We start from the raw sequence: 13274 nt of genomic DNA, 5'->3' as shown, positions 1-13274 counted from the left end.
TCTTAACCCGAAATAACATGCGACTTAATAAAATCATCCCCCTTATACTTATTGGTCTTTGGGTGCAGTGGGGCGCTATTGCTCAAACCGAATTTGAAACCATAATGGGTAGAATTTATGATGGATTTCAAAGTTCTCCCAGTACAAGTTCACTGGACAGTCAGGTAGCTTCATTGCAGGCAAGTGTTAATGCCGATGGAAGTTGGCCTGATGTTGTTTATGATGATCATTCTCAAACTAACTGGTCCCCTGGGAAGCATATTAACAGGATAAGTATTTTTTCTAAGGCCTATTCTAGGCCGGGAAGTAGTTTTTATGGAGATACTTTACTTAAACAGGATATAGAAAAAGCTATGAACTATTGGTTAGGGCTTGATCCTGCACCATATAGTTCCAACTGGTTTTTTATCAGTATTAGTATTCCGAAAGATATAGGTAATTCACTTATTGCCTTGCGAAATGCGCCAGTTGGTATCGATAGTGTATTGGAGGCTCAGATGATTGAATGGATGACCAAGGGTGTCTCTATGACGGTATCTCCAGGAAAGGATGGCTCCAATTTGACAGACATAGGACAGCATTATATCATGCGCGCTTGCCTTACGGAAGATAGTTCGGTGCTTCAGCATGCGGTTACTGAAACCGGTAATTCCATAAAAATCAGTTCTGGAGAAGGCATCAAGCAAGACCATTCTTATATGGCTCATGGACCTCAGCTTTATACTTATGCCTATGGCCGTGAATATGTTTCAGGAATTAGAAATATTGCCGTCAACATCACTGGAACATCGTATGCTTACCCCGCATCTAAGATAGCTGTCTTTTCTGATTTTGTTCGAAAAGGGTTTATTAAAGCCTCTAGGGGAGCATATACAGATTTTAATGTTTTTGGTAGAAGCATTACTCGTTCAGGAGTTGGGAGAGCTGATGTCAACCTGATAGAACAGGTACGGAATTTTGATTTGCCCCAATACAATGCTTCTTACGATACAGTAATTAGCAGGATGAGGCAACAGGAAGGTCCTGATTATGGTGTTTCGCCAGAACATATTCATTACTGGAAAGCAGATTATACTGTTCATCACCGTCCCGAATACATGATAGGTTTGCGGAATGTTTCCACCAGAACCGTGAAATCAGAAATGGGAAATGGAGAAAATATAAAAGGCAATTATCTCACGGAGGGAGCTACTTATATAGCGACAGAAGGTGATGAATATTTTGGAATATATCCTGTGTGGGATTGGAATAAGATTCCAGGGACCACAGTGCCTGCTATTACAACTTTTCCTATTCGATCCTCTTGGGGAACTAACCCTGGGAAAGCTGGTTTTGTGGGAGGGACTTCTGCTGGAGCTTATGGGGCAAGTGTTTATGATATGAATGATTTTAGTACCAAGGCCAAAAAAGCTTGGTTTTTCTTTGACGATGAGATTGTTTGCCTAGGAACCAATATTAGTTCTACGGCACCGCAAACGATCAATACAACAGTGAATCAAACATTGTTGGATGGAAATGTGATGGTTTCAAATGGTGGAGCAGGGTATGTTCTGAGCGAAGGAAACCATGATTTTTTAAATAATTTGGATTGGGTTTGGCATGATGATGTAGGCTATGTATTTCCTAATAATGGAAATCTTCATCTGAGCAATCAAACACAAACTGGAAGTTGGAATAGCATCAATCAAAATCAATCCTCAGCTACAGTGAACAAGGAAGTGTTTAAACTTTGGCTTGACCATGGGGTGGGCCCCTCAGCTGCTGAATACACTTATGTTCTATTGCCAGGAAAAACAGCCAGTGAAACTGAAAATTATAATATCAACAATATAGAGATTATTGCCAATACTGATTCCGTTCAAGTGGTAAAACATGTCACTTTGGATATGATGCAGGCTATATTTTATCAAGCTGGCGAATATCAATTTGGCGATCTGAGTATTAATGTTAATAAACCGTCGATAGTTTTATTGAAAAACATTAGTAGTGCAGCTATCGAAGTCTATGCTGCAGATCCTAGTCAGAGCCTTGTGGGAACCTTGCGGATAGGTCTGGAAACGCCATCTTTAGGAACTATGAAAATGGTCGATTTGATTTTTCCTGAAGGGGAGTATGCAGGAAGTACTGTGACTGGGTTTGTCGACTTAAATTCACCAGAGTTTGAGGAATTAGTGGAGCCCACTGCTTTAGTGGCGATCGAAGATGCTTATGTGAGAGATGGGAATTACGCAGATACTAATTTTCCTTCGAGTAATTTGGTGGTGAAAAAGGATGGTGCTGGATATGCCAGAGAGAGTTTTATTAAGTTTGATTTGACAGCCCTTCCTGCTCAGCTGGATAGCATACATCTTAAACTTTGGGTGAATAATGCTAATATAACCGTTACCAATACAAGCTGGGAATTTTATAAGATAAGTGATGATAACTGGCAGGAAACGGAGATTACTTGGGATACAAAACCAGCAGCAGGTACTTTATTGGGAGAGGTTCCAGGGACTCCAGCAGGAAGGTTTATAGAATTGGATGTGACAGGGGCTGTGTTAGAGGAATTACATTTAGACGGGATAATTTCATTAAAAATTATCAGTACTTATCAAGGAAGTACAACGGATGCCCAATTTGCTTCTCGGGAAAATTCCACTGTAGAGCACCGACCAAGTTTAATAGTTTACAAAACGGCAGTAAATGAAGGAGAAATTGGAAGCACCTTGGCTATAGGAGATACCTTTGTTCAAGAAGCTGATGCAAGTGGTGACGCAAGTGATAGAAATTATGGAGCAGCTGGGTTTTTGGCTGTGCAAAAAGGTGGTTATCAGAGAGAAGCATATGTGAAGTTTTCCTTAGAGGATTTGCAGGGTGGGATACTTTCCGCCAATTTGAAGCTGTATAGCTTGGCAGCTGCTAGTGGAACGAATTGGGAACTTTACAGTGTGGACGATGCTTGGGAAGAAGGTACAGGTAACTGGCAAGGCAATAGTAGTGAAGGGCTGACGTGGGCAAATGCTCCAAGCGCTGGGACGTTATTATCAACTGTTCAAGGAACGTCTCAGGAAGGGTTCGTAATGTTTGATATAAGTGGCTATCTTCAGCAAATAGTCGGTTTGAAGGATACCGTTGCTTTGAAAATTGTTTCGACCACTTCAGGTGTTTACACATCGTTTGCATCCACAGAAAGTAGCAATATTAGCCAGCATCCTGCATTAGAATATATCTTAGAGTTGGAGAATGGTCCGGATCCATCTGAAAATAGCAAGTGGAGGACTCCACAGAATAAGGTGCTTATATTTCCAAATCCGTTGGAAGGGATGGGGACTATCAAATCAGATAAACTCATCAGAAGTGTATTGATAAGGGATAGGACAGGGAGAATTATTCATGAAGACCAGCAGGTAAATCAAAATGAATACTCTATAGATCTTACTGGATTGGAGAATGGGATGTACTATCTCGTTATTGTTGGAGACGATTATATGGAGTTGAAGAAGGTTATAAAAAGTAATTAGTTGAATAAAAATATGCCGGACAGCTTTCAAGAAAAGACTGTTCGGCATAAAAATTAAAAGGTTGCTAATGAAAAGAATAAGTTTTTTTAATTGGAAAGGAATTGTTTTGGGCATTTTGCTGCTGATGATAGGGACGAGATTCGCATTAGCCCAAGAAAAGAGAAATTTACTTTCACAAGAATTAGAGGAGCATAACAGTGAGGCTTGGAAAATGACTCCAGAACTTTTGTTTTCTGACAAAGAAAAGATAAGGGAAAGTTTTGTCCAATTACCCCTTGCCGTGAAGGAGCAAATAAAGCAAGATGCAGAAAAGTCACTCTCTTATGATTGGCCTAGCATACCCCTTACTGCATATTTGGACTTCGTGAGAAATGGGGACAGGACGCGCATGCAGTCTTATCAAAACCGAAGAATTACTGCCTTGAGATATTTGGTGTTGGGAGAATTGTTAGAAGCGGAAGGAAATTATATTGATGCCATTGCAGATGGTGTATGGGCATTATGTGAGCAGTCTACTTGGGTCTTATCGGCACATTTGAGTGCCCAAAAAGCAGGCGCAGGAGTTCCGGATGTCCAGGATCCTGTAATAGATCTTGGCGCAGGTGAAGTGGGGAATTTACTGGCCTGGATCCATTTTTATTTCAGAAATGATTTTGAAACCATTTCACCATTATTGGTGGATAGGATAGAAGAGGAACTCAATGAAAGAATTATTTCTCCTTATTTAGAAAGAGATGATTTTTGGTGGATGGGGTTTAATACTGATTTCGTCAATAACTGGAATCCATGGTGTAATTATAATGTGCTTTTGGTGGCAAGTTTGATAGATAATGATGAGGATAGGAAGCAGAAGGTGATTGAAAAAACGATGAAGTCTGTTGACCAGTTTATCAATTACTATAAGGCAGATGGAGCTTGTGAGGAGGGACCAGCTTATTGGGATCATGCTGCGGGAAAAATGATGGAATATCTTGAATTACTTAAAGTAATTTCAAATGAGGAAGTTGATTTGGGGAATGAAGAGCTCATCCAAAATATGGGGAATTATATAAGGAAAGCTCATATTTCGGGAGATTATTATGTGAATTTTGCAGACGCTTCTGCTAGTTTAAAAGCACATCCGGGGATAATATTCCGATATGGCGAGTATATCAATGATGATGAATTGAAAGGTTTTTCGGCATTTATCGCACAGCAAAATGAGTTTGAGAAGTCACCTTTTTCAGGTAGTTTAGATCGTGTTTTGCATAATCTATTGATTTATGATGACTTGTTGCTTCAGGAGCCATCGTATAAAAAAGATTCGTATTTTTCTTATGTGGAGACGGAAGTGTTTGGTGGAATATCTAGGACTGGATTCTTTTTTGCAGCAAAGGGAGGTCATAATAATGAGAGCCATAATCATAATGATGTAGGATCTTTCATTTTATATTCTGATGGCTTACCTGTATTGATTGATATAGGTGTCGGAACTTATTCAGCCAAAACTTTTAGTGAGGACAGGTATGATATTTGGACCATGCAATCAGATTTTCATAATCTTCCAATTATAAATGGAGTCTCACAAAGAAATGGTGATACTTTTAAAGCCGGCGGTGTAGAATTTAAGAAGAATTCCAGTAGGCTTATATTTAGTTTAGAGCTTCAGAATGCCTACCCTAACCAAGCAGCTTCTGTTAAATGGAAGAGGTCTTATGATTTTAATTTAAATCGCTCAAAGTTATTGATCAAGGATAGGTTTGATAATAAACAGTTCATTGCAAAAAGTGAGCTACATTTTATGAGCTATAACAAGCCTGAGATTATATCAAAGGGTAGGCTTAAGTTGGGGAATAAGGGTGAGCAAATCATTGTTATGGAATATCCAGGGGAAAAATTGGAAATGGATATTGAGAGAAAGGATATGAAAGATGTTAGACTGGAAAAGGCATGGGGGAAAGAAGAAGTGTATAGGATAAGTTTTTTTCAAAAAGAGGAGAAAATTAGTGATGAATGGCGAATTGCTGTGATGGTTGAGTGATTTTTTTTGTTGGTTATATTAAAAAGATAAAATATGTAAGAATTATTTTAATTTACTTAGAATAATTATGTCAATAATGGTTTTGTTATATGTTTGTTGGCTTTTTTTCTAATTATAATTTTTATTATTAGTAGTTAAACGAAATAAAATGTTTGCGAAATATTTGATTTAGAGAAATTATATTTAAGTTTAAGGAGATAGTAGAAAATGCAATCACTCCCAAAACATACAGTTTCTGAACTAGTCGACTTGCTTAGGCAAGGTGATTTGACTGCTTTTGATGAGCTATACCATCGGTATGTGCCAAGAGTTTTAGGGTTTGCCAAAACCTTTATTTTGGACAAAGGTGAAGCGGAAGAAGCGGTGCAAGAAGTTTTTATTAAAGTTTGGGAAAAGAGGGATACACTCAAAAGTGAATTAAACTTTAAAAGTTACCTCTTCGTATCCGTTAAAAACCAAATTTATAACAAAATCAGGGATGCTAAGAAGTTTGTCCGAGTTGATGACATGGAGTTGGATGTAGCTTCTTCTGAAATGCATATTCATGATAAACTCGCTTATCAAGAATTAGAACAAACCGCTTTTAACTTATTGGATCAACTTCCTCAAATTCAAAAGAAGGTTTTTACCCTAAGTAAATTGGAAGGTATGAGCCATAAGGAAATTGCTACTATGTTGGATATTTCTGTTAGGACGGTTGAGCATCATGTATACTTAGCTAATAAGCAAATGCGTGCGAATCTTTTGCAACATGCATCTATGGTCAGTGTCTTTTTAATTTTTATGCTTTAGAATTGATAATTGCCTTCATTTTTTAATTCATTGTAACAATACTTTATAGTATTATTTCCATTTAAGACCGTTTCAAAAAAAAAGTAATTGTTATAAACCGATTGGTGAAGCTGGTGTTTTAACCTTTCTTAACTTAGAAGTGACTACTCATTTGTAATTGTTCAATTATAGCATCTGATTTTTTCTTTGATTCTTTTGCTAGCTATATGAATTAGAGGGAGCTTTTGAGATAACACCTAATCCAAAGGATTGAACTTAATCTGGTTGGTTCATAGAAATGTTGTTTCTAGTATTGAAATTCGTCAGTTGAAAAAAAGCGAAAAATAATTTGCAGAGTTTAGGATAGATTTTTTTGTGTTTTTTGGTATAAAGTTTTGATTGTTTATTGTTTTATCGTATATGTCGGTTCATTGTTTTGTTAATATAAAAGTGATCGGATTAATGTTAAAAAAAAATTAAAGTTTTATTAAGTAGTTCTTCTATTCCATGTGTATTACCCTCAAAGAACATAAGGAATCAAAGTGAACAAAGATAAACTCATAAGATTTTTAAATAAAAAAGCTTCTATAGGGGAGCAGCAAGATGTGAGTCGATGGTTAGAAGAACCTGAAGCTCCGCAAAAGCTGGATGCCATAATGAAGGAAAACTGGGAGTTGTCAGGAACCTCTCACAATGATGAAGATACAGAGAGAATTCTTGAGAATATTCATAGAAGGATAAAGAAGGGGAATCAGAGGCAACTGGGTGATAAAGAAAAGAAGTTATGGTGGCCTTCATTAAAGATTGCTGCTTCTGTATTGTTGGTAGGCTTAATTGCTTTTGCTGTGTACCGTCAAGTATATCAATTAGATGTGCCAGAAGTGAAAGAAGAACTGATAGTTTACACAAAGGAGGCTAGAAGTGGTGAAAAGCTCAAATTGAGATTACCAGACAAAACATTTGTCATATTGAATGCCAATTCATCATTGAGTTACTCTTCGGAATTTGGTAAGGAAATCCGTGAAGTGACGCTTAAAGGCGAAGCTTTTTTTGAGGTTGCTTCAGATAAGAATCATCCATTTAAGGTAAAGACAGAAGATTTGGTAACCACTGCTTTGGGGACTGCCTTTAATGCTTATTCAAGAGAAGGAGATGTGAAAGTTGCACTGACGGAGGGAAAGGTTAAAGTGGAGCAGCTAGGGCAGTCCATTGGAGATAGCGATGTTTTGTTGGTTCCTGGCCAAATGGCAAGCTTTACTTCCGAAGAAAATTATGTGCTTCGGGTGGAAGATTTTGAGCCCTCAAAAGTGACTGTCTGGAAAGAAGGGAAGATTAGATTTAAAAGTCAAAAGTTGAAAGATGTAATCGATAATCTGGAACAATGGTATTCTATTGATATTGAGTTAAGTAAGGGCGTTAAGGACGGTAGAAAAGTTTCAGGCTTGTTTAACAACGAGAGCTTAGAAAACATTCTCAATGGACTGTCATTTTCCTTAGGAATCAAATACGAAATAAAAGAAAACAAAGTAATCATTAAACCATAATAATTGCCTATGATATATAAAAACAGGACAGTCTTCCATCGCCAAATAGATTGACTGCCCTGAGAGTTTCAAGTGACTAACCTTAAAACATTTACTAAATTATGAAAAGAAAATTACTAGACCTAACGATAATGGTGTCTAAAAATCTGCTATATGGCATAATTATACAATGCTTATTTCTTTCGACCTTGATGGCAAAGGAGGGAAATGCACAGATAAAGCCGCTAGATAAGGCTTTTGTGAAAGTGGAGGGGCAGACTCGGACAGTAAAGTCATTATTCGAGGACATGGAATCAAAGACAGATTATGTTTTTGTTTACCCAGATGATTTATTAAGCAATAACCCGAGTGTGACTTTGGGAAAAGGAAAAAAGTCAGTAGAAGAAGTACTGATTGAAATAGCCAAAGCTACAAAACTAAAATTTAAACAGGTCAACAATACTGTATATGTTGGAGAAAATGCCAAAAATAATATTGAGGCAGTTGAAATAAATATTGTTGCAGCTGAAATAAGCGGTGTTATCACCGATGAAGGTGGTAATCCGCTTCCAGGAGTAGCCATTGTTGAAAAAGGTACTACAAATGGTACCGTGACAGATCTCGATGGAAAATATTCTCTTACTGTTCAAGAAGGTAGTGAGCTTGTTTTTTCCTTTGTTGGATTCAAGACTAAGACAGTTCAAGTTGGAAGTAATAGCCAAATGAACATTGTCCTTGAAGAAGATCTGGGGGATCTTGATGAAGTTGTTGTGGTTGGTTATGGTACCCAAAAGAAGAGTACCCTTACAGGTTCTGTTACTGATTTAAAGGCGGATAAACTTGCCAAAAATCCAACTACCAATGTGAAAGGACTTTTGGTAGGGCAGGTTCCTGGTTTGGTAACTAATCAAAACCCAGGACTCCCCGGAGCTGATAATGTTAATATTAGCATTAGGGGATTTGGCGCTCCTTTGGTCATTGTGGATGGAGTGGAATCTTATTTGGATCGTCTAGACCCAAATGATATTGAAAGCATTTCTGTTCTGAAAGACGCTTCTGCAGCTATTTATGGTGCTCGTGCAGGGAATGGTGTTATTTTGGTAACCACTAAAAGAGGAAATGCAGGTAAGCCTAAGATAACTTATCATGGTTATTTTGCTACTCAGAAAAGATTGACTTTCCCAGAGCAGGTAGATGCTGGTAATTTTATCAAATTAGGTAGGGACGCTATTTTTAATACTCAATATGATCCTGCAAATCCAGATGCAGATATTTCTTATGGAACTTTGTTTACTGAAGAAAATCTAGAAAAATATACTGCCCCTGGTGCCCCAAGTTATGATTGGGCAAATGCTACTGTTAAAAAAGGAGGCTCTCCTTTGCAGAATCACAATTTAAGCCTTAGGGGTGGAAGTGAGGATGTGAGGTATTACATCAGTTTGGGTATGCAAGACCAGTCTGGTATCTTCAATGGAGATTATGACTACAGTAAATTTTCCGTAACCAGTAATACAGATATCAAACTTTCAGAAGGATTAGACCTTAAATTAAATGTAAGCCATATCAATGAGCAACAGGATTATGCTGCATCTTCTATCGGGGATATTTGGAATGATCTGAGGACGGCACAACCTATATATCCTACTTCTTTACCTGATCCTACTAAGAATCCATACTCCGGATTTAATGCACGTTCTCCAATAACGAGAATTCAGAAAGATGTTGTAGGCTATGAAAATACCAACAAAAAGACAACCGCCGGTGCCCTTGAGCTAAGCTATAATTTACCTTTCTTCAAGGATTTAACAGTAGGGACTAGAGCGAACTTTAGATTCAGAACTGCAGTATCAGAAACATTGACCAAATTCTATCAAGTTCATTCCTTCAATCCTGATGATATTACAGATACCTATGATGGGTATAAAGTAGAAGGTTCTGCAGGGATCAATAGATATATTAAAAGCATATATGGACCTAGTGATCCAAGAAGCAGGTTCCTTTATAGAGGATATGCAAGATATAATAAAGATATATCTAAGCATAATATCTCGTTCTTGGCCTTTGGCGAAAGGGAAGATAATGTTTATAACAGCCTGACTGTAAATAGAAGGGATTTGCTCTCTCCTGATATTCCTGAAGTGAGTGGTGCCAATGAATTGACCACTACTTCCGGTACTGGTCGTGATATAGAGTATACCCGCGTTAGTTTTGCAGGGAGATTGAATTATTCCTTTGATGAAAAATACCTTTTTGAAGCAACTTTGAGAGCGGATGCCAGCTCTAAGTTTGGACCTAAAGTAAGATGGGGTTACTTCCCGTCTGTTTCTGCAGGATGGAATATAGCAAGGGAGGACTTTATGAAAAATGCAGAGGTATTTGATCAATTGAAGCTGAGACTATCCTATAGTCAAACAGGTGTTGATAATAATTTAGGAAACACCTCTTTTGAATATTTATCGGGTTTTGAGGAGAGAACAGGGAATATATATCTTCTTGATGGACAGCAGGTTCCTCAAATTCAATCGACTGGATTGGTTAATGAATATGTTACTTGGGAAGAAACGACATTGTATAACGCTGGTCTAGATTATACTTTATTTGGAGGGCGTGTATTTGGTAGTTTTGATGGGTTTTATAGGTACCGTGATGGCCTATTGGCACCACCTTTGGAATCTTTACCAGGTACTTTTGGTGCGAATCTTCCAGCGGTTAACCTTAATGCGAATAGCAATAGAGGCTTTGATGCTTCTTTAGGTGTTAAAGGTACGGTTGGAGATTTCCAATATAATGTAGTGGCTGGTGTTGGATATACTAGGGAGAAATATGAGAAATACCAAGAAGATATCAATGAAGACGATCCTGTACAGGTGAAGTTTATTAAAAGAACTGGGAGATGGGTAAATGTTGCATTTGGATATAAAACTGATGGGCTATTCAATTCCCAAGCTGAAGTAGATGAATACTTGGATACCTATACTTTCGAAGATATCAATGGTACTCCAAAACCTGGTGATATTAAATATGTCGATATCACAGGTGATGGTGTGATCAATAGAGAAGACAGGTATGAAATTGGTTACGGAAACAATCCTCAATTGACCTATAGCCTTAGCCCAAGCTTGACCTATAAAAACTTCAATTTATCAATGTTATGGCAAGGAGGATCACAGTTCAATGTATTTATAGTAGGAGCCTATAGATCGCCATTCAATAATGAGCAGGTTCCACTTACAATACATCAAGAGTATTCTTGGACCCAAGATCCTGCTAACCCAGGAGTAGGATCCAATCCAAATGCTCAGTTGCCGGCATTCAACAGAGACGGTTCAAGAACATGGAATGATGTGCAGTCAGATTTCTGGATGAAAGATGGTACTTATATGAGATTGAAAACAGCTACTTTATCATATAACGTCAGCAATCAAATTCTGTCTCGAGTAGGTTTGGATAGGGTGACGGTTTATGTGTCAGGAGACAATATTGTATCTTTTAACAAATTGGGAATTTTCAAGGGAAGTCTTGACCCTGAAGAATCTTCGCAACCAAATGCCTTCAATTTGCCTTTATTAAGGACGATGTCTTTTGGTGTTCAAGTAGCATTGTAATTTAAAGCAGACAGTAATGAAAAATATAAGAAATATATTATTACCACTTTGCATCTTCATGCTGTTTTCATGTGAAGATGAGTTGACTAAGGTTCCGGATTTTATTTCGGAGGATAATGTGTTTGAATCAGAATCTTTGACAGAAGCCTATTTGGCAAATATCTATCAGGATATAAGGTTTTTTAATTGGGGAGGGCAAGCTGGATTAAATATAGGGATGATACCTGCGATTGGCGGCGAACATATTTGTTTTGCCGATTGGCAAGACCCTAATACCACCTACCAAAGGACATATTCAGCAGCTTCTGGTGATGGGCCTGTGGGATATTACCCGTGGAACAATGTTCGAGATGCAAATTATATTATTGAGAATATTGTAAAAAGCACTTCGTATAGTCAAGACTATATCAATTCAAAAGAAGCTGAGGCGAGGTATCTAAGGGCTTATATGTATTTTGAAATGGTGAAACGCTACGGAGGGGTACCTATAATCGATAAAGTACTGAAAGTGGATGACCCTGAGGAAGTACTTTATCCTAGTAGAAATACTGAGCAAGAAGTATATGATTTCATTATTTCTGACCTGGATGCAGCGATTCCTTATTTAAGTGCTGATCCTATAGGGGGCCAAGGCCGAGCTGACAAATGGACTGCACTAGCTCTTCAAAGTCGAGCAGCATTGTATGCAGCTAGTATCGCTAATTTTGGACAAGTACAAATAGATGGAGTGGTCGGAATTCCAAATTCTTTAGCTCAGAACTATTACCAAAAAAGTTATGATGCTTCTAAGGAAATCATTGAATCAGGGAATTTCGCGCTCTATAATGAGTACAGTGATAAGGTAGAGAATTACATCAACTTGTTTTTAGATGATAATAACAGTGAAGTGATTTTTGCCCAAGTTTTTGAGCCAATCATTAAGGGTACTAGTTTCGATAACCTTGCTTTTCCAGCTGAATTTAGAGCAGGTTGGGGATGTAATTTCCCCGTATTGTACGATATGGTTGAGTTGTTTGATTTCCAAGATGGCACCTTAGGGACGTCAATTAGTAGAGATGAACTTAACGCCAATAATAAGTGGGATATGGACGAGTTCTTTGGAAACAGAGATCCACGCTTTAGGGCATCTGTGTTCTATCCGGAAACAACCTTTAAAGGTGGCTTGATCCATTTTCACAGTAGCACGCTTTATACTAATGGTCAAGGCCAAAAGGTTGAAGTTAGTTCAGGAAATCTTGATAGAAATGGAGAAGTTTGGCCTGCATCTGCACATGCTAGGAATGTAAGAAATACAGCTTTGCTGAGACGTAAGAATGTAAATGAATATTTGGATTTACCTGTTAGTGGTGATTCAGGACAGGACTTTGCCATCTTCAGATTGGGTGAGATGTATTTGAACTTAGCAGAAGCAGCTTACTATCTCAATAAAATGGGTGAATCTCTTGAAGCAGTTAATATGATAAGAGAGAGAGCTGGAATGCCTCTTTACGATCAGATTTCTGAGGAAAACTTGAGAAAGGAAAGACAAGTAGAATTGTGTTTTGAAACACACAGGTACTGGGATTTAGTGAGATGGAGAGTTGCTCCAGATTATTTGGATAATGTAAGAATGAAAGGCTTGGTATTTAAGTATGATCTTGATGAGGACAAGTACATTATTACATTGAAGAATGCAGAACCTGTGACTAGAGAATTTGGTCCAGAGAGGTTTTACTTCCCAATTGATCAGGGAATAATTGCGGATAACCCGAAGTGGGTTCAAAATCCAGGCTACGAATAAATATAAAAGATTTTTGAGATTAAAGGGCCAGTAATTTTACTGGCCTTTTTTATCTGAATTATAGTAAAGTGC

General features: G+C 37.8%; 6 protein-coding genes. All 6 read left to right on the top strand.

Annotated elements, in window-relative coordinates; all coding sequences use genetic code 11:
* The first annotated feature begins 17 nt into the window (after positions 1–17).
* Positions 18–3503, top strand: coding sequence for a polysaccharide lyase family 8 super-sandwich domain-containing protein (locus KMW37_RS03020; protein ID WP_215223105.1), 3486 nt, complete (start codon positions 18–20; stop codon positions 3501–3503).
* A gap of 67 nt (positions 3504–3570) precedes the next feature.
* Positions 3571–5523 carry a heparinase II/III domain-containing protein gene (locus tag KMW37_RS03015; protein ID WP_215223104.1) on the top strand — a complete coding sequence of 651 codons (1953 nt, stop codon included), beginning with the start codon at positions 3571–3573 and terminating at the stop codon, positions 5521–5523.
* A gap of 207 nt (positions 5524–5730) precedes the next feature.
* Entirely contained in the window at positions 5731–6315 is a 585-nt protein-coding gene (locus KMW37_RS03010) for an RNA polymerase sigma-70 factor (RefSeq protein ID WP_215223103.1), read from the top strand.
* A gap of 521 nt (positions 6316–6836) precedes the next feature.
* The gene (locus KMW37_RS03005; protein ID WP_215223102.1) at positions 6837–7838 is read left to right on the top strand and encodes a FecR family protein; all 1002 of its coding nucleotides are present in this window, start codon (positions 6837–6839) and stop codon (positions 7836–7838) included.
* Positions 7839–7939: 101 nt separating this feature from the next.
* On the top strand, positions 7940–11422 hold the full coding sequence (locus KMW37_RS03000) for a TonB-dependent receptor (RefSeq protein WP_215223101.1): 3483 nt from the start codon (positions 7940–7942) through the stop codon (positions 11420–11422).
* 16 nt (positions 11423–11438) lie between these two features.
* The gene (locus KMW37_RS02995; protein ID WP_215223100.1) at positions 11439–13202 is read left to right on the top strand and encodes a RagB/SusD family nutrient uptake outer membrane protein; all 1764 of its coding nucleotides are present in this window, start codon (positions 11439–11441) and stop codon (positions 13200–13202) included.
* Positions 13203–13274: the final 72 nt, after the last annotated feature.

Origin of the sequence: Echinicola shivajiensis (genome assembly GCF_018642165.1) — a bacterium.
GTDB lineage: Bacteria > Bacteroidota > Bacteroidia > Cytophagales > Cyclobacteriaceae > Echinicola > Echinicola shivajiensis.
The sequence above is the reverse complement of the archived record's forward strand: the minus strand, read 5'-3'. Positions and strand labels throughout refer to the sequence as shown.